20 protein-coding genes are annotated in these 22,051 nt (G+C 33.0%); all 20 read left to right on the top strand.

Going from position 1 to position 22,051, the window contains the following annotated elements; genetic code table 11:
• Nucleotides 1-79 precede the first annotated feature (79 nt).
• The 20 genes from gmd to C4S35_RS09610 all read left to right on the top strand — a co-directional run bounded on the left by gmd (nt 80) and on the right by C4S35_RS09610 (nt 21,977).
• Nucleotides 80-1,168, top strand: coding sequence for a GDP-mannose 4,6-dehydratase (gene gmd, locus C4S35_RS09705; protein WP_103999997.1), 1,089 nt, complete (start codon nt 80-82; stop codon nt 1,166-1,168).
• Nucleotides 1,169-1,352: 184 nt separating this feature from the next.
• Complete coding sequence (locus tag C4S35_RS09700) at nt 1,353-2,648, top strand: MATE family efflux transporter (protein WP_103999996.1); 1,296 nt, start codon at nt 1,353-1,355, stop codon at nt 2,646-2,648.
• A complete protein-coding gene (locus C4S35_RS09695) occupies nt 2,645-3,757 on the top strand; it encodes a glycosyltransferase family protein (protein ID WP_103999995.1) in 1,113 nt (370 codons plus the stop codon). The genes C4S35_RS09700 and C4S35_RS09695 overlap by 4 nt, the downstream gene beginning before the upstream one ends.
• A gap of 95 nt (nt 3,758-3,852) precedes the next feature.
• Nucleotides 3,853-4,287 (top strand): acyltransferase, encoded by a 435-nt coding sequence (locus tag C4S35_RS09690; RefSeq protein WP_208618879.1) that lies wholly within the window; start codon nt 3,853-3,855, stop codon nt 4,285-4,287.
• A gap of 110 nt (nt 4,288-4,397) precedes the next feature.
• On the top strand, nt 4,398-4,871 hold the full coding sequence (locus tag C4S35_RS09685) for an acyltransferase (RefSeq protein ID WP_244175237.1): 474 nt from the start codon (nt 4,398-4,400) through the stop codon (nt 4,869-4,871).
• 21 nt (nt 4,872-4,892) lie between these two features.
• Nucleotides 4,893-5,456 carry an acyltransferase gene (locus C4S35_RS09680; protein ID WP_208618878.1) on the top strand — a complete coding sequence of 188 codons (564 nt, stop codon included), beginning with the start codon at nt 4,893-4,895 and terminating at the stop codon, nt 5,454-5,456.
• Nucleotides 5,457-5,467: 11 nt separating this feature from the next.
• The gene (locus C4S35_RS09675) at nt 5,468-6,562 is read left to right on the top strand and encodes a glycosyltransferase family 4 protein (RefSeq protein ID WP_103999991.1); all 1,095 of its coding nucleotides are present in this window, start codon (nt 5,468-5,470) and stop codon (nt 6,560-6,562) included.
• A gap of 1 nt (nt 6,563) precedes the next feature.
• Nucleotides 6,564-7,559 (top strand): acyltransferase family protein, encoded by a 996-nt coding sequence (locus tag C4S35_RS09670; protein WP_103999990.1) that lies wholly within the window; start codon nt 6,564-6,566, stop codon nt 7,557-7,559.
• A gap of 32 nt (nt 7,560-7,591) precedes the next feature.
• Nucleotides 7,592-8,707 (top strand): glycosyltransferase family protein, encoded by a 1,116-nt coding sequence (locus tag C4S35_RS09665; RefSeq protein ID WP_103999989.1) that lies wholly within the window; start codon nt 7,592-7,594, stop codon nt 8,705-8,707.
• A 5-nt stretch (nt 8,708-8,712) separates the two neighbouring features.
• Entirely contained in the window at nt 8,713-9,303 is a 591-nt protein-coding gene (locus tag C4S35_RS16210) for an acyltransferase (RefSeq protein ID WP_103999988.1), read from the top strand.
• A 9-nt stretch (nt 9,304-9,312) separates the two neighbouring features.
• Nucleotides 9,313-10,479 carry a glycosyltransferase family 4 protein gene (locus C4S35_RS09655; protein ID WP_103999987.1) on the top strand — a complete coding sequence of 389 codons (1,167 nt, stop codon included), beginning with the start codon at nt 9,313-9,315 and terminating at the stop codon, nt 10,477-10,479.
• An 8-nt stretch (nt 10,480-10,487) separates the two neighbouring features.
• Entirely contained in the window at nt 10,488-11,825 is a 1,338-nt protein-coding gene (locus tag C4S35_RS09650; RefSeq protein ID WP_103999986.1) for a hypothetical protein, read from the top strand.
• Between the two features lie 25 nt (nt 11,826-11,850).
• Nucleotides 11,851-12,996, top strand: coding sequence for a glycosyltransferase family 4 protein (locus C4S35_RS09645; RefSeq protein ID WP_103999985.1), 1,146 nt, complete (start codon nt 11,851-11,853; stop codon nt 12,994-12,996).
• Between the two features lie 85 nt (nt 12,997-13,081).
• The gene (locus C4S35_RS09640) at nt 13,082-14,251 is read left to right on the top strand and encodes a glycosyltransferase (protein ID WP_103999984.1); all 1,170 of its coding nucleotides are present in this window, start codon (nt 13,082-13,084) and stop codon (nt 14,249-14,251) included.
• Between the two features lie 30 nt (nt 14,252-14,281).
• Complete coding sequence (locus C4S35_RS09635; protein ID WP_244175236.1) at nt 14,282-15,454, top strand: glycosyltransferase; 1,173 nt, start codon at nt 14,282-14,284, stop codon at nt 15,452-15,454.
• Between the two features lie 4 nt (nt 15,455-15,458).
• Complete coding sequence (locus C4S35_RS09630; RefSeq protein WP_244175235.1) at nt 15,459-16,025, top strand: WcaF family extracellular polysaccharide biosynthesis acetyltransferase; 567 nt, start codon at nt 15,459-15,461, stop codon at nt 16,023-16,025.
• A 13-nt stretch (nt 16,026-16,038) separates the two neighbouring features.
• On the top strand, nt 16,039-16,785 hold the full coding sequence (locus C4S35_RS09625) for a glycosyltransferase family 2 protein (RefSeq protein ID WP_103999982.1): 747 nt from the start codon (nt 16,039-16,041) through the stop codon (nt 16,783-16,785).
• Nucleotides 16,786-16,887: 102 nt separating this feature from the next.
• Entirely contained in the window at nt 16,888-18,306 is a 1,419-nt protein-coding gene (locus tag C4S35_RS09620) for an undecaprenyl-phosphate glucose phosphotransferase (protein ID WP_103999981.1), read from the top strand.
• A gap of 505 nt (nt 18,307-18,811) precedes the next feature.
• Nucleotides 18,812-19,591: a polysaccharide biosynthesis/export family protein gene (locus C4S35_RS09615; protein WP_103999980.1), complete on the top strand. Its 780-nt coding sequence runs from the start codon at nt 18,812-18,814 to the stop codon at nt 19,589-19,591.
• Between the two features lie 7 nt (nt 19,592-19,598).
• Nucleotides 19,599-21,977 carry a GumC family protein gene (locus C4S35_RS09610; protein ID WP_103999979.1) on the top strand — a complete coding sequence of 793 codons (2,379 nt, stop codon included), beginning with the start codon at nt 19,599-19,601 and terminating at the stop codon, nt 21,975-21,977.
• Nucleotides 21,978-22,051: the final 74 nt, after the last annotated feature.

Below are 22,051 nucleotides of genomic sequence, written 5' to 3'. Positions count from 1 at the left end.
TTCAGATCTATACATGCAGCTATTCCCCTCTCGAGAGGGGTTGGGGTGTGTTTTTCTAGCGGACGATCAAGACAAAAATATGGACAGTACTTCACAAAAAACAGCGTTAGTAACAGGAATTACAGGTCAAGACGGATCTTATTTGGCAGAATTATTATTAGAAAAAGGATATATGGTTCATGGTGTTAAACGCCGCGCTTCTTCTTTTAATACGCAACGTATCGATCATATCTATCAAGACCAGCATGAAGCACATGTTAATTTTAAATTGCATTATGGAGATTTGACTGACTCCACTAACATCATACGAATTATTCAGGAAGTACAGCCAGATGAAATTTATAATTTAGGAGCGATGTCACATGTAAAGGTTTCTTTTGATTCCCCTGAATATGTTGCTAACGTGGATGGAATAGGAACTTTAAGAATCCTGGAAGCAGTTAGAATATTAGGTTTATGTAAAAAAACCAGAGTGTATCAAGCTTCCACTTCTGAACTGTATGGAGGATTAGCAGAGAATAAAAACGCACAAGGTTTTTATGACGAAAATTCTCCTTTCTACCCTCGTTCTCCGTATGGAGTGGCTAAGATTTATGCTTTTTGGATTACGAAAAACTACCGTGAGGCTTATGATATGTTTGCTTGTAACGGAATCCTTTTTAATCATGAATCTCCAAGACGTGGTGAGACTTTTGTCACCCGTAAAATTACGATGGCAACTGCTGCTATTGCCAAAGGAAAGCAAGAGTGTCTTTTCCTGGGGAACTTAAATTCTCAAAGAGATTGGGGACATGCCAAAGATTATGTAGAAGCGATGTGGCGTATTTTACAGCAAGATGTAGCTGAAGACTATGTTATCGCAACGGGTGTTACTACTTATATCAGAGATTTTGTTCGTATGGCCTTTGCTGAGGTTGGAGTGGAACTGGCATTTGAAGGCGAGAATGAAAGTGAAATCGCTAAAGTAGCCGCTTGCAACAATGCTTTGTACCAGATAGAAATAGGTACCGTGGTTGTACGTGTAGATCCTGAGTATTACCGTCCAACAGAAGTAGATTTATTAATTGGAGACCCTACCAAATCTAAAACACAATTAAGTTGGAAACCACAATATGATTTAGCTGCATTGGTTAAAGAGATGGTAGCGAGTGATCTGAAATTGTATTAGTTTGAAAACCCGTGAATCAAAGACATTGGATATGGAACTTTGAATTATTTCGAGTACTAGGCTAAACGGTTGACTGCTAAAAAAAATATTAACTGGTTAATCGATATTTAAACAACTAACCAATTCATGACTTCACCGATTCACCTGTTCGATAAACAATAATTATAAAGAATTTTAAAATACTATGAAGCATAAATTATCTCAATTAAAACAGCATCCCAGTTATGACAAGGCGATGCATTGGGGTAAATTGATCTCCATTACTGGGGGTGCTCAAGTCATTGTTCAGGCAGTGGGTTTTTTATCGGGTGTTTTAATTATACGACTTTTACCAACACAGGAATATGCACTATATACACTTGCAAATACTATGCTGGGTACCATGTCAGTACTCTCTGATGGCGGTATATCAACCGGTGTAATGGCTCAAGGAGGTAAAGTGTGGCAAGACCGCGAAAGACTCGGTGCTGTATTGGCGACAGGACTCGATTTGAGACGGAAGTTTGCTATTGGTAGTTTGATTGCATCAGCGCCTATATTGATTTATTTACTTTTACACAATGATGCGAGTTGGTTGACAGCGATAATGATTGTATTGTCACTTATTCCTGCTTTTTTTGCTGCACTTTCTGACTCTTTACTTGAGATTGTACCGAAACTGCATCAATCTATACTTCCGCTTCAAAAAAATATGGTCAGTGTCGGTGTAGGTCGATTGGTGCTTACTGCTCTTACAGTATTTATTTTTCCGTTTACTTTTATAGCAATATTGGGAAGTGGTTTACCTAGGTTATATGGGAACATCAAACTAAAGAAGATTGCAAACAATTTTATTGATTACAATCAGAAGCCTGATCCTCTTGTTAGAAAAGAAATTCTGAAAGTAGTAAAACGGGTGCTACCCGGGGCTATTTATTATTCCTTATCTGGTCAGATAACTATTTGGTTGATTTCGATAGTAGGTAATTCTACTTCTGTGGCTCAATTGGGGGCAATAGGTCGGCTAGCAATGTTACTATCATTAATTAGTGTGGTTTTTTCAACATTGATTATACCCCGATTTGCCAGGTTAAAAAATGACTCAGCCTTATTGATGAACCGTTTTTTATCTACTCTCGGATTTCTTGTGTTAGTGTGTGTGTTTGTAATTGCATTTTTTATGGCTTTCTCAACTCAAGCTCTCTGGGTGCTGGGAAATAATTACTCGAAATTAGAAACCGAATTAGTACTTTATATAATAGGTAGTTGTATTGGCTTACTTACAGGTTTTATTTTTTCTCTAAGTTCAAGTAGAGGATGGATTTTAAATCCCTATTTATATATTGTTGCAAGTATTATTTCAATTGTCATTGGTATTTTTGCTTTCAATGTGTCTACTTTAGTTGGGATATTATTATTTAATATTTTTATCAATTCAATTCAAACCACTTTATATCTGTTTTATACATTAATTAAGATAAGAAAAAACAAGGCTTTATGAAAATACTTTCCTATCAGCCCGCTTCCCTTTATCAAAATGGAGGAATGGGACGTTTATTACGCAGTTTATATAAAGGTCATGAAAAAGATGTTACTTCCTTCTATATAAATTATAGTAATTCTCCAATTATAAAAGGAGATATCAATGAAATCAGTATTACACTTTTCCCAGTTCAAAGATTTTGGATGCGATGGAAATTGCGAACTTTTATTAGATGGATAAGAGAAGTTGTTTTTTTTTATTATACAAAACATAAAATAAAAAAAAAAGCAGGTAATTTATCTTTTGATATTTTACACGTTATTGGTCAGGGATTATTTTGCGGCATTTTATGTGAAAATAATTTTTTACTTAATAAAAAAGTATGGACATCTTTTCATGATCATTATTTATTATGTAGTACATTTAAAGACACACAACTTTTGTGGAATTGTTCAGAAAGAAGGTTGATGATATCAAAAGAATTAGGTGAAGAATATCAAAAAGTTTTTGGTTTTAAAGATTTTGAATTAATAACAGATGGCTTGACAAGGGAAGAAATCTCTGAACCTAAGCTAATGGGTAAAGAGATGATAAGTATATATTTTGCAGGCTTAATGCATATAGAATATTATCCTTTGGTACAAGTCTTAGCTGATTCACTTGATTTTTTAGTTGATGAAGGATACTCTTTTGAAATTATTTTTAGAGGTACGCAAAAAATGAGTTTTTTAAATAATAGAAAATTTAATGTTGTGTATCGCTCAAATTTTATCACTGATAAAGAACTTAAAAGTGAAATTGATTCAGCAGATATACTTTATTTACCAATTAAGTTTTCTGAACCAAATTTTTATTTATATAGTTTGTCTACAAAAATGATTAGTTATTTAGGAGCATCAGGAAAAATTTTATTTCACGGACCTTCAGATAGTGCTGCTTGTAATTTATTAAGAGAAAATAATGCAGCCTTTTGTTGCGTAAGTTTATCGACAACAGAAATGATTCCTGTAATTAAAGAAACTTTGTTGGGTGATGAAAATATCTGTTTAAATGCAAAGGAATTAGTTAAATCTAATTTCGATCTAATTTCTATTCAAAATATTTTTTGGAAAAATGATACGATATGAGAGTTTTTTTATCAGAATTTCGACTTTACTTATGTAATCATGTGATTTCTAATATTCCTAGCCATCGGTTTCGTCTGTGGTATTATAGAAAAATCATGGGTTTTAAAATAGGTGCTGGAAGCGCTATTTTTATGAATTGTAAATTTGATTGCACAAAAGGTTTGACCATAGGCGATAACTGTGTAATTAATGCCAAGTGCAGATTAGATTCAAGAGGAGAAATTTATATTGGAAACAATGTGTCCCTTTCAGAAGAAGTAATCTGTTTAACCTCCGATCATAATGAAGATATTAAAGGTATTTATGATAGATCAAAAAAAATCATAATTGAGGATTATGTTTGGGTAGGGACTAGAGCGATGATTTTAGCAGGAGTAAAACTGGAAAAAGGAGCTATGATAGCTGCAGGTGCTGTTGTTACCCGAAATGTAGACTGTTGTAATGTAGTAGCTGGTGTACCAGCAAAACAAATTAATAGTAGGCCACAAGATTTTAACTATCCTACTAATTATAAACGGTTATTTCAATAAATAAGATGTCATTAAACTATTTTGTTAGTCAATCCATTTTTGTTTTTCGTTTCCGCTATTTAAAAAAAGGTATTAATTTAATTAGTAACTTTTTTTTAAAATTGAGCGGCATGAAGATTGGTAAAGGAACTAATTTACCTAAAATATATGTGACTTGGCCTCATCAAGTAAAGGTAGGTAATAATTGTATCATAGAACACGGGGTATATTTTCATTATGATGGGATATATTCTCAAGGTCCATCGATAATTATTGGTGATCATGTATTTATCGGGAACAATACAGAGTTTAATATAACTAATAAAATTAGTATTGGTAACCATTCATTAATAGCTGCAGGCTGTCGTTTTGTAGACCATAATCATGGTACTGAAAAAAAGACGCTTATCAGAAACCAAGTGGCTCCTAAGTACGAAATAATTTTAGAAAAAGATGTTTGGTTAGGATGTAATGTTGTTGTTTTGAAGGGTGTTTGTATTGGAGAAGGAGCTGTAATTGCTGCAGGTAGCGTAGTTGTAAAAAGTATTCCTGCGTACGAAATTTGGGGAGGTGTGCCTGCAAAGTTTATTAAAAAGAGAATGTAATTGATATAATTTTAGTGAGCAATGATTAATAATATTAGAAATAAAATATTTAAAATAGATCGATATTTAAGAATTCCTAGAATACTTTATTATAGGGCATTTGGAATGAGTGTCGGTTTTAATTCTTTTGTTTCAGAGGGCTATATTAATTATCCATCACAAGTTAAGATTGGTAAGTTATCATCTCTAAATAGAAATTTCATCATTGAATATAATTGTGAAACTTTGGTTAATCATTCATATCCTATTAATATTGGAAATGGAGTTTTTATTGGTGCTTGTTCTTCTTTTGATATTACTTTGGGAATTACCATAAAAGATAGTTGTATGATAGCCCAAGGGTGCAAATTCATAGATCATGATCATGGTGTTGCTTTAGGAACACTTATGAAACTTCAAAAAGGAGTTAGTTTTCCAATAGTTTTAGAAAAAGATGTTTGGTTAGGATGTAATGTTGTTGTTTTGAAAGGTGTTTGTATAGGGGAAGGAGCGGTAGTTGCTGCGGGCAGTGTCGTAATTAAAAGTATTCCTGCTTACGAAATTTGGGGAGGAGTACCTGCTAAATTTATAAAAAAAAGAGTTTAAAAAAAATTGAAATGAAAGTATTAGTTCTTAGTAATTGTCCATTAGCAGAATCTCAAGGTTCTGGTTACGTTATAATTAATACTGCTAGATGTTTGGAATCACAAGGGCATGAGGTTAGATTAGTTGGGCCAGAGGAGTTGTCATTGTTTGATTTCTTAGGAAATACAGCTCGTATTTACAGAACAATCCTGGGTATGACGTGGTGGACTTTGATCCATAATCTTAAAAAATATGATTTTATTATTTTTTATGGAGCAGAATGTTTTATTTCTTTACACATCATTAAAAATATTTTAAGGATAAAAATACCTGTCCTGTTGCACTCTAACGGATTAGAACTTTGGGTTGATGATTTTATGAAAAAAAATCAACTAATTGAAAATAAAAAATGGTATCATTTCAACCTATCTAAATATTTTAAATATTGTTATAATAATGTGGATGTTCTTCTGACTGTTTCTAAGGAACAGTATGATTACGCCATTGATATTTTAAAAATAAATAAAGATAAAGTTTTTTACAATAATTTAGCGTTACCAGATTTATATTTTGAGTCCGTTAATTCAATAGAAAAACAAAAAATAATTACTTATTGTGGGGGATGGCTTTCAAGAAAGGGTGTTATTCCTATGGTAAAAGCATTAGAAATAATTTTGATTAAATACCCTGAATATAGCTTTAGATTAATTGGTGTAGGGAATCAATTTGACATCAACGAGCACTTTAGCTCTGAAGTTATTGCTTCTGTCGAACTTATTCCATTTGTGCAAAATAAGGTAGATTTAATGAATTTATACCAAGAGTCGGAAATTTTTTTATTTCCGTCTCAAATTGAAAGTTTCGGTTTGGTTTTAGCGGAGGCTATGTATTGTGGTTGTGCCGCAATCACAGGGGATACAGGTTTTGCTGCTGAGTTAATAAATAGAGAGGAAGCTATTGTTCTTGATCAAGTAAATAAGGAAACCATTACAGGTGCATTAGAACTATTAATTAATGACAGTCATTTAAGAAATAAAATTTCAAATAAGGGACAGATTAAAGTATCAGAATTGACATGGGAAAATTTTAATTTACAATTACAATCAATTATTAATAACGTTAAGTAGAATGAAAAATGATCGTCTGCTTAACCCAGATTTTATCAAAGCGATATCTATTTTAGGAGTGGTTTTTTTACATAGTCCTGAAATTTTTACATCTTCTAATCCAGTCAAGTTTCATTCACAAGAGATTTTACGCTTTTGTGTTCCTTGTTTTATTATTTTATGGGCTTATTTTTTTGAAAAATCGTATAGCAAGGCGATTAGTCTCAATGATAAACTTTTATATACTAAAAAACGTTTTATTTCTTTGTTTAAATTATATTTTGTATATAGTACTTTCTATTTTTTTCTTACAGTTAATTGGAATACAATCACTCTTCAGAAAGTAATTACTTCTCATTATTTGGGATATGGTTTTACTGGTCAATATTTTTTTATTATACTATTGCAATTAATAATGTTTTTCCCAATTTTTAAATATTTTTATTCAAAGCGAATCTTATTGATTCTTTTGACAATTATAGTTAGTATAATATATACATATTACACGCTGTTTTTTAAGTCATTGCCAGTTTTGCTTTCAAAATTAGGTGATACTCCTTTTATATTGTGGGTTCCGTATGTTTTTGTAGGGGTAGGTTTGGCTAAAAATGAAATAATTAAAATACCCTTAATTTTTATTTTGAGTATTTTTTTAGTGCCGGCCGAATGGTATATACTAAATATTTTTAATTTATCACATTCTGGTTATATAACTCCTATGGTTTTACTTTCATCAATCCTCTTTTGTGTTAGTCTAGCGCAATTTAAATTGAACATTCGAAATAAATTAGTTTTAAATTCAATTGATTTTTTTGGTCAGAATACTCTTTTGTTTTTTGTGATTAACCCACTTGTGGTTGTACTTATATCATCTAACATAGAATATAGAACGTTGTTTACTGAATCAATTATATTAAATATTTTTGAACCTTTAATTTCATTTATACTATTGTTACTAATTTGTTCAATAGTTACTTATGTCATAAAAAAAACAAAATTAAAGGGCTTTTTGTACTAATTGTTTGGAAGTAAATGTAAAAAAATGTAAAAATGAAAATAATCTTCCTTTGTGGCTCGCTAGAACCTGGTAAAGACGGTGTAGGCGACTATACCAGACGCTTAGCTGGGGAATTAAATAGACAAGGACATTCCTGCGCTATTGTCGCCATCATGGATAAAGCTGTCAAAGAAACTGTAGGGGAACAGCAAAATACTGAATATAATATTCCTGTACTGCGATTGCCTTTTAGTAAAGGATATACTCTGAATTGTCTTGAAGCTAAAAGTTGGCTAGATAGTTTTAATCCAGACTGGATTAGTTTACAATATGTACCTTTTTCGTTTCATCCTAAAGGACTGCCTTTTGGACTTAGTATTGCATTACAACAGCTTACAAAAGGAAGAAAGTTGCACCTCATGATTCATGAATTATGGGTGGGGATGAATAGAGAATCTAGTCTGAAATTGAAAATATTGGGGAAATTGCAACACTTGATGTTGCAATCTTTTATCAAAAATTGTAGTACTAACTTAATACATACTCAAACTAAATTATATCAGTTTCAATTGAAGCAAATGGGGTATAGATCACAATTTTTACCCTTATTTTCTAATGTAAGATTAGCAGCTCCAATTGTAAAATTATCCCGGAAAAATGAAATGAAATTTGCTTTTTTTGGCGGTATTCATCATGATGCACCTGTTAAAGAATTTATTGAGGCTTTAAAAAGCTATAGTAAATCATTAGACGGAGTTTTGTTAAAATTTGTATTTATTGGAAATTGTGGGAATTCAATTCTCGAATGGACATCTGTTTTGGATGCTGAAAGTATATCTTATGAAATTTATGGATTTTGTTCAGATAAACAAATAACTAATATATTCTCAACTTGTCATTATGCGGTAGCAACAACGCCATTTATTCTACTACAAAAAAGTGGAAGCGTCGCGGCTTATCTGCAACATCAATTACCTATAATTTGTGTAGCCCGAAAGTGGGAGGTTAAAAATTTTTATAAATCAGCAATTATTGATTTAAAGAATATCACAAAATTCGAGAATGAAAAAAAAGTAATTGAAATTTTAAATCAAAATTTTGATTGCTCAGTTGAAAAAAGCCTACAGTTTGTTGCAAATAAATTTTTAAAAGGATTAATTAAACATTAAATTTCATGGCCAGTTTAAAATATTTGTGGGGCAATAGATCTAAAAATTTAATTTTTAGCAGAAATTTTTTTATTAGTTGGGCAAAAAGATTATTTACAATAAATAAACTTCTATCTAATAATTTAAGGAGAAAAAGACTTATTAAGCAAGGCGCCCATATTGCGGACACAGCAGAAATAGGCATAACCAAAATTGGCGGAAGGAAATGTAATTTGACAGTAGGTGAATTTACTTTTCTTGGCAGGGTAGAAATAGCACTACATGAAAAGATTACCATAGGAAATTATGTTTGTATTAATGATGGTGTTAAACTATTGAGTGCCTCGCATGATGTTTCAGATTCCTTATGGCGTCATAAGAAAAGCCCTATTTATATTGGTGATTATGCTTGGATAGCAACTAACGCTATTGTACTACCCGGAGTGAAAATAGGAAGAGGTGCAGTTGTTGGGGCGGGAGCCGTTGTGAGTAAAGATGTTAACGATTATAGTATAGTCATAGGAAATCCAGCACAAGAGATAGCAAAGAAAAGAACAAAGACATTAAATTATAATCCTTGTGAATTTCTAGCAGCAAATAATGCCTGGTTAAAATAATCAACTCAAATGAAAATTGTTTACACTGCTCCTAATAGAGCACATCATTATCAATATGCATTAGCATTAGATAAAAAAAATATATTAACTGCATTCGTCAGCGGTTTCCCCCGTTTTAGTCCAAGAGCTAAAATTATTGAATTTAAGGGTAAGTTATTTAGAGCTGATTTTTTGCAAACGATTTATTTATTAAGCCTTAAATTGGGTTTTTCACAAAAAATAAGTGAACATTTAGCTTTTCTTGCTAAGAAGGAACAAGATTTTGCCTGCAGAAAGTTTATAAATAATGCTGATATTTTTTTATTTTATAACGGAAGTGGTTTAAAAACCTGTCAATACGCAAACAAGAAAGGTTTAATAACTATTGTTGAGGTAGTTAACTGTCATGTTGAATATCAAGAGGATTTATTGAAAGAAGAACACCACAAGCTGAATATTCCTTGGTTTCCCTTTCACAAAGCTGAAAAAAAACGAAGGTTGAAAGAATACCAGCAAGCAGATTATATTCTACTTCCCTCCGAATTTGTAAAAAGAAGTTTTTTAGATAAGGGGTTTCCTGAAGAAAAATTAATTAAAGTACCTTATGGTTTTAATAGTTTAAATTTAATTAACCTTGAAAAATTGCAGAAGAAAGATACTGTATTTACAGTATTATTTGTAGGTTCAATTTCAGTAAGAAAAGGGGTTAGATACTTGATTAATGCATTCCAAAAACTGGACATTCCAAACAAAAAACTACTAATAGTAGGCCCAAGAGACAGTTATTCTGGTATTGATGATTTGCAATTAACTGTTGATATTATATTTACCGGAATACTGAAAGGTAACGAATTAGAAAATGCATATATTTCAGCAGATGTGTTTTGTTTGCCTACTATAGAAGATGGTTTTGGCTTAGTTTTAGGTGAAGCTTTATCCTACGGATTACCTATTATTACGACAACTAATTCTGGTGCAGATGATTTAATAAATGATGGAGAAGAAGGTTTTATCGTTCCCATTCGTGATGCGAATACTATTTATGACAAGTTAACTTTGCTTTCTACTGATCTTCATCTTTTAAATAAAATGAAGTTGGCAGCACGAAAAAAATCTTCTAAATTAAATGGATGGGATGAATGTGGCCAGACACTTTGCTCAATATTAAATCATATTTACTTAAAACACAAAAATTAATTTAATAAATGTACGATTCCAAAGAAAAAAAAATTAGAAAACTGCTCTATATTATAATCTTCATTCTAGTTTTTGAAGGTATGGTGAGAAAAATACTTCCTGATTTTTTGAGTGTCATTTTGTTCTTTGTAAAAGATCTTTTATGTTTATTGGGCTTGTATTATATATACAATTCTTCATTATCTAATTTATCCAAGAGAATTGTTAAGTTTTTTATGATATTGGTGCATCTTATTTTTCCATTACTGTTGTATAATGTCGTACTAGATCCTGTTTTGTTAATCTGGGGAGCAAAAACCTATTTGTTATATTTGGTTGTTGCAATCTTAATGACGATAGCATTTCCACCCGATGCAAAAAAAGATTTTAAAAAATTCATAATTTTTATCGTTGTGCTATTAGTACCAACTGTTCTAACTGCTATATTGCAGATTAATTTGCCTGCATCTCATTGGCTAAATAGAGCCGTTGGAGGAGAATCGCTAGAAGGATTTTCAGCTGGCGGCAAACTTAGGGTCAGTTCAACTTTTTCTTTTACTGCTCAGTTTTCTTTTTTTTTACTTTTTGTAGCCTCTTTTTATTTTGCAAATTTATTTTTTGAGAAGCATAAAAAACATTATTTTTTTGATAATAAATTATTACAAATTTGCTTAGGCTTTTTATTAATCACTGGAGCCTTTATTACAGGTGGGAGAACAGCAGTATTGGGATTGATGTTAATAACTTTAATAGGTGCTATTCTTATTTTATTAAAAAATCCTGGTTTCGCGTTAAAAAAAATCCTAATCCCAATAATTTTGGTGTTATTTCTTTTTCCTGTGTTAAAAACTTGGAAACCAGAATATTTCGCAGCTTATGAGGAACGTTCTGGTGGCGATAAAAATGATGATGTATTAGATAGAGTTTTGGCTCCGTTTACAGGTGCTATCGAGAGCCTTTCTGAAAAAAAAGTATATGAAGTAATTTTGGGAAAGGGTCTTGGTGTAATGACGAATGGTGTACAAAATATAAGTTCCTATGCAAATTTAATGCGTTCCGATATTTGGACAGAAAATGATTTTTCTACAATAGTATGGGAAGGCGGTGTTTATTTGATATTTGTATGGTATGGATTCAGATTGTTTATCGTGTTTTATTCTTTTCGATTATGGTATTCTATCAGGAATAATAATTATTCAAATTCAGCTGCTTTTTTAATAGCATATATAATTATTACTGGTCTAACTGGAACATTGTCAATTCAACCACCATTGGCGATATATTTTTGGATTACTTTTGGCGCGATAATTTCACTAAAGAGATTTGATCAATATGATAATTTTTTAAATAGAAAAAAAATAACTTAAAGTAAAAGTTAAAAAAATATAAAAAATGAAAGATATAATTTTTGTTAATTCTCATCCAATACAATACTTTGCCCCAATGTATAAATTTATGAATGAAAATGGGGTTAAGACAAAGGCGTGGTATTGTTCAGATTTTTCTATAATGGGAGGTTTTGATATTGAATTTGGACAAAAAATAAAATGGGATATACCACTTCTAGAAGGTTACGAATACCAGTTCTTTAAAAACTTTTCTAGTTCCAGAAAAAGTGAATTTTGGCGTTTTGTTAATTGGGGAATGATTAGAACATTATTCAAATGCCCAAAGTCCATAATTATTTTACATGGCTATCATTATTTCACTCACTTTTCAATTATTATGTTGGGTAAGATACTTGGACATACTATTTGTTTAAGAAATGATATTCCATTAAGTCATGAGCTGTTGAAAAAAGGATGGAAGCAGAAGTTAAAGAGATTTGGATTACGTTATGTAGTGTTTCCAAGGATTAATTATTTTCTTTTTATTGGGACTCAAAATAAATTATACTATGAAAGTTTCCAAATCGATAAAAATCAACTTGTTAGTTGTCCTTATGCTGTTGATAATGAAAGATTTAGAAGTTTGCAGTATGACAAAAATGAAATAAAAAAATCTTTAGGAGTACCTTTGAATGATAGGATTATCACATTTTCTGCAAAATATATTGAAAAAAAACGACCTTTAGATTTAATACAAGCATTTCATAAACTAAATCTGGATGATTGTTGGTTAATAATGGTTGGTGATGGCAAATTAAGAAAAATAATGGAGGAGTATATTTCAAGCAATAAAATGAGTAAAGTTATTTTAACTGGATTTGTTAATCAGCAAGAGATTCCTAAGTTTTACGCAGTTTCTGATCTATTTGTAATGTGTTCATCAAATGGCGAGCATTGGGGATTATCAGCAAATGAGGCTATGAATTTTAACTTGCCTCTTATTTTATCTGATTTAACTGGTTGCTCAAATGATTTAGTTGTGTCAGAAAGTAACGGATATGTTTTTGAAACAGGTAACGTGGATGAATTAACTTCAAGAATTAAAGATGTTTTAGTCCTTAATAAATTAACAGCTACTGTAACCTCTAAAGAACTAGTTGATAATTTTTCTTATAAAATTGTGCTAGATAATCTTGTTAAATTGTGTTAGAATTTTTCGTTATTAAACTTTGTACAATTAAAATCAAAGAAAATTTAAATCGAATATATTTAGATTGTCCTTAAAGGCTAATTTTATGCAAATTATTCTATTTGTTCATCCCACTTTTCTAGGTTCGCAAAGTATGCCTCGCTATGCCAATATGATTGCTGAGGGAATGAAGCACAGGGAGCACCGTGTTCAAATTTGGATGCCTAAAGCCCGTTTTTATAATCTACCGCTAAAAGGCGCTATTAAAAAATGGTTAGGCTATGTGGATCAATACATAATGTTTCCATTTGAAGTGCAATTCAAATTGAAGCATTGCGCTGCTAATACACTTTTCGTTTTTGCCGATCAAGCACTGGGACCTTGGGTTCCGTTGGTTAAGAATAGGCCTCATGTTGTACATTGTCATGATTTTCTAGCTTTAAATTCAGCTCTGGGGAATATTCCAGAAAACCAAACGAGTTTTACCGGTAAGATGTATCAGAATTTTATCAGAAATGGTTTTTCAAAAGGAAAGAATTTTATTTCGATATCCCAAAAAACACAAGATGATTTGCATTTACTTCATCAAGGTAATATTGAAACTTCAGTAGTTTGCTATAACGGAATGAACCGCCCGTTTGAAGTACTCGATACTCATTTATCACGCACTGTTTTAGGAAAGGAAGTACAGATTAACCTTGTAAATGGCTATGTGCTACATGTAGGAGGTAATCAATTTTATAAAAACCGGAAAGGTGTGATTGAAATTTATACAGCCTGGCGTTCCAATAGTACTGACAGTTTACCACTTTTGTTGGTTGGTTCTGATCCTTCCGAAGAATTGGAGGCGGCTCATCAAAATTCTGCATTCAAAAAAGACATTCATTTTATCACAGGCCTGCCTGATACTTTTATCAATGAAGCGTACTCGGGTGCCAGTTGTTTATTGTTCCCTTCCTTAGACGAGGGTTTTGGCTGGCCCATTGCTGAAGCTATGGCATGCGGTTGTCCTGTTATCACAACTGATGTGGCACCCATGACCGAAGTTATAGGTGAAGCTAACTTTTTTTTGATACCTAAGCGACCCTTTGACGAGTTGTTGGTGCAGGATTGGGCCGTGGATGCGTCCCAACAAATTACAAACATTGTCCAACTATCGGATGAACAAAAAAAAGTTTGTTTGGATGCTGGATTTGAAAGTATCAAGCGATTCGATACCACACTTTCATTGGATTCTATAGAAAAAGTCTACCAATCCATTTTGCCCATTAGATAAAAAAATAAAAATTTCACCCCCTCACTTTATATGAAAATACTACACGTCATCACCTCCATGGATCCTAAAACCGGAGGGCCTTCGCAAGGTCTTCGGAATTTATGTTCCTTTAATATGAAACTAGGATTGTACGTTGAGGTTGTTTGTCTGGATGATGTGAACCAGGATTATGGTTTAGATGAAAAACTTTTTATTAATAAATTAGGGAGCGGGAAGACTTCTTTTCAATACAGTCCTGTTCTTTTAAGATGGCTGCTCTTAAATTTAGAAAGATTTGATTTTGTGAGTGTTCACGGGATATGGCAGTATCATAATTATGCAGTGTACAAAGCAATTAAAATTCTTAAAAAACATAATAAAAAAGTTCCCAAAGTGGTCATAATGCCTCATGGAATGTTAGATCCTTATTTCCAAAAAGCGACTGACCGGAAAATGAAAGCGCTGCGTAATGAAGTTGTTTGGCGCCTGACTGAAAAAAGAGCTCTAAACGCGGTTGATGCCGTTTTTTTTACCTGTGAGGAGGAGTTGTTGCTGGCCAGGACTACCTTTAAGGGATACCAACCCAAAAAAGAGATCAATGTGGGGTATGGTATTCAGAGACCACCCGTTTACAGGACTTGTATGAAAACCGCTTTTGAAGAATTATGTCCAGCCATAAAAGCTAAAAAATATTGGCTTTTTCTCAGCAGAATTGATCCTAAAAAAGGAATAGATGTATTAATCGATGCATATAATCAATTGACCGCCGAAAACCATTTGTTACCGGAACTTCTTGTTGCCGGACCTACCGACAGTGGGTATGCACAAAAAATGATGCGCAAAGCAAGTAGTAATACACATATTCATTTCACAGGAATGCTAACGGGTGATAGTAAATGGGGTGCCTTTTACGGATGTGAAGGGTATTTACTGCCCAGTCATCAGGAAAATTTCGGAATTGCCATTGTAGAGGCTATGGCCTGTGAAAAACCAGTTCTGATAACCAAAAACATTAATATCTGGAGGAAAATTACAGACGGAAATGGGGCATGGATACTCGATGATGTGACCGAGAACTCGATTAAGAAACAACTTGCGAATATGGCTCTTTTAACCGATTCCGCTCTTAAAATTAAAGGGAACCACGCTTTTACTACCTATGAGAATAAATTTGATGTTGAATACTGCGCGCAGGTGTTCTTCGATACGTTGAAGAATTTATAAAGAAATGCAAGATAAAAAAATGGAATCCAAAGTGAATTTATCACATTTTAACGCAAATATTGGTTTAGACCGAGGTGTTCGAAAATTAACTGAAATGATGTGGTATCTGGTTAAAATAATTTTCTTTCTTTCTGCGATTCCGTATCCTTCCCGTTTTAAAGTAATGGTATTGCGTGTTTTTGGCGCTAAAATTGGAAAAGGAGTAGTTGTAAAGCCTCGAGTAAATATTCATTTCCCATGGAAATTAATCATTGGAAACAACGTTTGGATAGGTGAAGAAGTATTTCTATTAAACTTTGAGTCATTGACGATAGGTAATAATGTTTGTATAAGTCAGCGAGCTTTTATATGCGGTGGGAATCATGATTATAAAGGTCCTTCAATGCCGTATCGTAACGGTCCCATTACTCTTGAGGATGGTTGCTGGATAGGTGCGAGTTCGTTTGTTGGGCCTAATGTGTCTATAGATACTGATACTGTTGTCTCTGCAGGTTCAGTAGTAACGCAATCATTAGAAGGAAATGGAATTTATCGCGGGAATCCTGCTGAGTTAATAAAAAATCGTTGGTAAAATTTAAAAAATAATGCGCGTTTCCATTATTACAGTTTGTTACAACCGAAAAGCTACCATCGAACAATCGATAAAAAGTGTTTTAGGACAGGATTATCCGAATATTGAATATATCGTCATTGACGGGAATTCGACTGATGGAACAAAGGAAATTATTCAATCCTATTCGGATAAAATTGCAACTTATATTTCGGAACCTGATAGGGGCATGTACGATGCTATCAATAAAGGATTGCGTTTGGCCACTGGGGATATTGTAGGATTGATGCATTCTGATGATGAATTTTACGATTTTTCCGTTGTTTCCAAAATTGTTGAGGCTTTTAAAAGCGCTCCCGAGACCGATGGTCTGTATGGGAACGGCATTTATATTTCTAATGATACTAAAGAAAGGATTGTTCGGAACCGTATAGGTGGTTCTTACGATTTGAAAAAAATTAAATCGGGTTGGTTGCCGTTGCATCCCACCGTTTATCTTAAGAAATCCCTTATTGACAGCTATGGTTATTATAACTTAGATTTTAAGATAGCTTCTGATACAGAGTTCCTTTTGCGTTATTTATACAAGCACAAAATAAACGTAACATATCTTAATGAATATATAGTAAAAATGAGAATGGGTGGATTAAGTACCAGTTATAAAAGAGCTTTAGAAGTTTTGTATGAGGATTACAGGATTTATAAATACCATCAACTTTCAGCCGTGCGCACTGTTTTTCTTAAAAAATTAAATGCCGTAGTTCAATATATAAAAAAGTAAAAAATCCCCTTTGGGATTCATTTCGTATATTCGTTCATATCTAATCACAAATCGAATTAAATTAATTTTTAATTAAGTTATCCAATAAATGCACCATTTTGTATGTCATTATTAAAAGAACTTTCCACTTACCGTTTTTCTCGTTATTTCAAACTTGTTTTTGTACTATGGGATCTTGTGCTAATGAACGGAGCGATTATTCTATCCTTTCTGATTCGTTATCAGAGTTTAGACCGGATGCATCTTAAGGAAGTGAGAACCGTTTCTTTATTATCGAATCTGTTTTGGGTTATTTTATTGCTCTACAAAGACGCCTATAGAATCATCCGGATCGAGCGTATTGAGTCCATATTGATAAGGATGATTAAGCATATTGCGATTCATGTATCTTTGATTGCGGTATTTGTGACTGTTTTGAAATATGCTGAGATTTCCCGTTTGCGGATCCTATATTTCTATTTGATTTTTTTTATCTTGCTTTTTGTGTTCCGTGTGCTGTTCATGAAATTTTTAAAGTATATTAGGATCCAAGGATATAATTTCAAAAACGTAATTATAGTAGGCGCAAATGATGCGGGCGAAAACATGCGAAAAATATTGTCAAAAGATTTGACTTACGGGTACCGTATCTTGGGGTTTTTTGATGATAAAGTAGATCCATTTGCGCCAATAGGAGCCCCTATATTAGGAGGATTTGATACTATTCAAGGATATATCAGCACTAACAATATCGATGAAATGTACATAGCACTGCACATTGATCATATTAAAATAATCCAGCAATTAACGGCTTTATGTGAAAGGAATATGGTGCGCATAAAATTCATTCCTGATTTCCAGCAATACACCCATTCCCGTAAGGTAGAAATCACTTTTTACGAAAATACGCCAGTATTGATGTTGCGCAAAGAGCCTTTGGAAGGGTCACTTAATCGTTTGTTAAAAAAAACAGTTGATATATGTTTTTCCCTTGGAGTAATTGTTTTGATTTTTCCCTGGCTGTTCCCTATAATGATCATACTAATTAAATTGGATTCTCCCGGGCCCATTTTTTTTAGACAGAAGCGCTCCGGTAGAGATAATAAGGAATTTTGGTGCTTAAAATTCCGTACGATGCGGGTGAATTCTGCTGCAGATGAGTTACAGGCAACACTTGGTGACAAAAGAGTAACTAAACTGGGAGTATTTATGCGCAGAACCAACATCGATGAATTACCGCAATTTTTTAATGTTTTTTGGGGAACTATGTCCGTAGTTGGTCCACGACCTCATATGTTGATCCATACCGAACAATATTCAGAATTAATCAACAATTACCTGGTGCGTCATTACGCTAAGCCTGGAATTTCAGGCTGGGCACAGGTAAACGGTTTTCGCGGAGAGACAAAAGAATTGATCGAAATGAAAGACCGAGTGGATTATGATATTTGGTATATCGAAAACTGGAGTCTTTTGTTAGACCTGAAAATTATTTATCGAACTGTTTTTAATGTGTTTAAGGGAGAGGAGAAGGCTTATTAGTGATCAGTGTTCAGTTTTTAGTGTTCAGTTTTTAGTGTTCAGTGTTCAGGGATTAGTTTTTAGTGATCAGTGATCAGTGATCAGTGGTCAGTTTTCAGGAATTAGGTTTAGTGGTCAGTTTTCAGTTTTCAGTGTTTGGTTGAAGCCTCTTTATTATTATTATTATTTAGTAGCTAATTATTTAGTGGTTAATTGTTTAGGCTATTGTCCGGGAAAGAATTACTGGAACTTACGAAAATTACTATCAAAAACTAAACAGACGAAGTATGATGATACTAAATTTTGCAATTTGGAATTGTTTTAGTAACACATAATCCGTAAATTATATAAAATTTAGCATACCGATGAGGTCGTTTTTCTGGTTCTGATACAATTTTTATTACCTATATTTGCAACTTTTAAAAATTAAAATCATACAAAAGAACATAAAAATCACATTGTTACAAAGATAAATGATATTATGAAAATTACATCTGATCATTAAAAAACAATAAAATAGCAACCTATGAAATATATTTCTTTACTACAAAAAACAATTGCATTGTTTTTACTTTTATTACTTTTTTCCTGCGCCTCCAAAAAAGATGTGGTTTACTATCAGAATATTGATAGTTTGACTCCTGCCGAAAAGTCAACTTCCTATGAAATTAGAATTCAACCCGATGATTTATTGATAATTACTGTTTCTGCCGAAGAAGCCGAAGTAGCCATGCCTTTTAATTTGGGATCAACTTCCGGTTCTAAAGCAGCTGCTGGACCGCAAACGGTACAGTCGTATTTGGTAGATTCCAAAGGTAATATTGATTTTCCAATTTTAGGACAATTAAAAATTAGCGGTTTAACCCGTTCTGAAGTTCTTCGACTGTTGCAGGATAAAATAGCTGTGTATGTTAAGAACCCAATTATTAATCTTCGTATCTTGAATTTTAAAGTTTCAGTGCAGGGCGAGGTGAATTCGCCCGGGACTTATGCCGTTGCTTCCGACAGAATTACCTTGATTGAAGCCCTAACGATGGCTAAAGATTTAAGTATTTTTGGAAAGAGAAATAATATTTTAATTATCAGAGAAATAGATGGTGTAAAATCCTATAACAGAGTCGATATCACCAAAGCTGATTTTATTCAATCGCCGTTCTATTACATGGCTCAAAATGATGTGATCTATGTGGAGCCAAACAAAACCAAAATCGGCTCATCTACAGTAGGGGCTAACACGGGACTGATATTTTCTATTACATCCATATTGATTACTGTTATTTCACTAATAATTGCGACTACAAAATAAATTTTAAATGAGAAATAATAGGTTTGACGACGGTTTACAGCAAGATTTTGATTTAAAATCCTTCTTGGATAAATATTTGTTTCATTGGAAATGGTTTTTGTTAACTATTTGTATGTGCTTATTGGGTGCTTCTTTATATTTAAAGTATACTTTACCATTATACCAGGCTTCTAGTACGATATTAGTAAAAGACGAGCAGAAAGGCGGTATGCTTTCTGAGATGTCAGCTTTTGCTGATATGGGACTTGGAAACGGGATGAAGAGTAACTTAGATAATGAAATTGAAATTTTGAAATCAAGGACTTTGGTAGAAAGTATCGTTAAAAAGCTCAACCTTAATATTGCTTTAATCGTAAAAGGAAAAATTGTAGACAGAGAAGTTTATCAGGACACTCCAATTGAAGTGTTTTTTGTGGAAAAAACCAAGCATTTTTACGAAAGTTCCATTAATTTGAATTTCAAGGAAATAAGTGCTACTGTTTTTGAATTAGAAGACCGATCGGTTCACAATCCTTCAAAGCTCATCTTAAGTGCTAAAGATGAATTTCATTATGGAGAACAAATACCAACCAAATTTGGTCCTCTCATCATTAATAAAGCCAGATTAAAAGAAAATCAATTTACTGATGGTGCTAAATCGCTTACTATTTCAGTTAGTCCACTTGATAATGTCGTTTCTAGTTTTAGGTCTCGTGTCAAAGTTGAGCCTGTAAGTAAATCGAGCAGTGTTGTCGCAATTTCTATTACAGATCCATTAACAAATAAAGCGGAAATTTTCTTAGATAATTTGATTCAGATTTATAATGAAAATGCTGCAGCTGACAAAAATTTCATATCTGAAAATACTTCTGTATTTATTGCGAATCGATTGAAATTGATTACTCAGGAGCTGGAAGGTGTGGAGCAGGATGTGGAAAGTTTTAAAAAATCTAATAAAGTTACTGATATTGACTCAGAAGCCAAGCTTTTTATTGAAGGATCCAGTGAGTACGAGAAAAAGAGCGTTGATGCTGAAATTCAGATGAACGTGGTTTCTTCTATGTTGAATTTTATGAAAAAAAGTACGAAGGCAGATCTATTGCCCAGCAATATCATAGCTGGTGCGGGAGATGCTTCAGGACTGATTACGTCCTATAATCAGTTGGTTTTGGATCGGAACCGAATTCTAAAATCAGCCACTTTATCGAATCCGTCTGTTCTTAAGTTGGACCAGGAAATTGCCTCATTGAAAAATACAGTTCAGACTAGTTTATTGAGAATGCAATCCAGTTTAAATATTCAAAAAAGAGATTTGAATAGCCAAGAAAATATGCTGAACACAAAAATCGGAAAAATTCCGGTGCAGGAGCGTCAGTTTAGGGTAATTGCCCGACAACAAAAAGTCAAGGAAGAACTGTATTTGTATTTGTTGCAAAAAAGAGAGGAAACGGCTATTTCTTTAGCGGCAACGGAACCTAACGCAAGGGTGGTCGATTCGGCAAAATCAAATAAAAATTCTATTTTTCCCAAAAAAAATACAATCTATCTCACATCTTTTCTATTGGGATTGCTGATCCCTTTTGTTGTAATATACACGGATGATTTGTTGGATACTAAAATTAAAAGTAGATTGGACTTAGATGGAAAAACGCTCATCCCATTTATAGGAGATGTTCCAACTTCGGATAGTCCTTCAGAGATTATAAAAGCAGAAAGTAGAACCAGTCCTGCAGAGGCCTTGCGAATCATCCGGACTAATTTGGATTTTATGCTGAGTAAAGCGGAGGAGGGACGAGCTAAGACATTATTCGTGACTTCTACTTTCCCTCAGGAAGGGAAGACCTTTGTGTCGTCTAATCTTGCCGCAACATTTGCTTTGGCCGGACAAAAAGTGTTGTTGATCGGTATGGATATCAGGAATCCAAGACTGGACGAATACTTTACTTTGCCAGAAAGAGGATTTACCAATTATTTGTCGTCGAAAGATTTAAAACTGGAGGATTTGATTGTAAAACAGGAAGGATTTGAAGATTTTCATATACTACCCGCAGGAATAATACCGCCTAATCCGGCGGAGTTATTAATGAGTAAAAAGGTAGATGTACTTTTTGCAGCACTAAAACCGCAGTATGATTATATTATTGTGGATACTGCTCCGGTAAGTTTAGTAACAGATACATTACTAATTGCTAAACATGCAGATACTTTTATCTACGTGGCTCGTGCTAATTTTTTAGAAAAACGAATGTTGAATATTCCTAATATTTTATATAAAGAAGGAAAGCTGCCTAATATGTGCCTGCTTCTTAATGATACTGACTCCACTAAAGGGTATGGATATGGATATGGGTATGGTGTAAAAGTAAAAAAAGAACCATGGTATAAGACGGTATTTAAAATCAGTTAAGCGTAACTCATAAAAAGTCATATTTGAATTCATTAACAACTAAAATAAAAAATATAAAAGGTTCTCTATAGTCG

This window comes from Flavobacterium urumqiense, assembly GCF_900108015.1.
In the GTDB taxonomy this organism is placed as follows: Bacteria; Bacteroidota; Bacteroidia; order Flavobacteriales; family Flavobacteriaceae; genus Flavobacterium; species Flavobacterium urumqiense.
This window is presented reverse-complemented; position numbering and strand designations above follow the sequence as displayed.

Coding starts and splice junctions, on each gene's coding strand:
- C4S35_RS09700 (WP_103999996.1), top strand. CDS start 1,353: ATGAAGCATAAATTATCTCAATTAAAACAGCATCCCAGTTATGACAAG.
- C4S35_RS09610 (WP_103999979.1), top strand. CDS start 19,599: ATGAGAAATAATAGGTTTGACGACGGTTTACAGCAAGATTTTGATTTA.
- C4S35_RS09690 (WP_208618879.1), top strand. CDS start 3,853: ATGGGTTTTAAAATAGGTGCTGGAAGCGCTATTTTTATGAATTGTAAA.
- C4S35_RS16210 (WP_103999988.1), top strand. CDS start 8,713: ATGGCCAGTTTAAAATATTTGTGGGGCAATAGATCTAAAAATTTAATT.
- C4S35_RS09625 (WP_103999982.1), top strand. CDS start 16,039: ATGCGCGTTTCCATTATTACAGTTTGTTACAACCGAAAAGCTACCATC.
- C4S35_RS09675 (WP_103999991.1), top strand. CDS start 5,468: ATGAAAGTATTAGTTCTTAGTAATTGTCCATTAGCAGAATCTCAAGGT.
- C4S35_RS09615 (WP_103999980.1), top strand. CDS start 18,812: ATGAAATATATTTCTTTACTACAAAAAACAATTGCATTGTTTTTACTT.
- gmd (WP_103999997.1), top strand. CDS start 80: ATGGACAGTACTTCACAAAAAACAGCGTTAGTAACAGGAATTACAGGT.
- C4S35_RS09630 (WP_244175235.1), top strand. CDS start 15,459: ATGCAAGATAAAAAAATGGAATCCAAAGTGAATTTATCACATTTTAAC.
- C4S35_RS09620 (WP_103999981.1), top strand. CDS start 16,888: ATGTCATTATTAAAAGAACTTTCCACTTACCGTTTTTCTCGTTATTTC.
- C4S35_RS09685 (WP_244175237.1), top strand. CDS start 4,398: ATGAAGATTGGTAAAGGAACTAATTTACCTAAAATATATGTGACTTGG.
- C4S35_RS09670 (WP_103999990.1), top strand. CDS start 6,564: ATGAAAAATGATCGTCTGCTTAACCCAGATTTTATCAAAGCGATATCT.
- C4S35_RS09650 (WP_103999986.1), top strand. CDS start 10,488: ATGTACGATTCCAAAGAAAAAAAAATTAGAAAACTGCTCTATATTATA.
- C4S35_RS09665 (WP_103999989.1), top strand. CDS start 7,592: ATGAAAATAATCTTCCTTTGTGGCTCGCTAGAACCTGGTAAAGACGGT.
- C4S35_RS09635 (WP_244175236.1), top strand. CDS start 14,282: ATGAAAATACTACACGTCATCACCTCCATGGATCCTAAAACCGGAGGG.
- C4S35_RS09640 (WP_103999984.1), top strand. CDS start 13,082: ATGCAAATTATTCTATTTGTTCATCCCACTTTTCTAGGTTCGCAAAGT.
- C4S35_RS09655 (WP_103999987.1), top strand. CDS start 9,313: ATGAAAATTGTTTACACTGCTCCTAATAGAGCACATCATTATCAATAT.
- C4S35_RS09680 (WP_208618878.1), top strand. CDS start 4,893: ATGATTAATAATATTAGAAATAAAATATTTAAAATAGATCGATATTTA.
- C4S35_RS09695 (WP_103999995.1), top strand. CDS start 2,645: ATGAAAATACTTTCCTATCAGCCCGCTTCCCTTTATCAAAATGGAGGA.
- C4S35_RS09645 (WP_103999985.1), top strand. CDS start 11,851: ATGAAAGATATAATTTTTGTTAATTCTCATCCAATACAATACTTTGCC.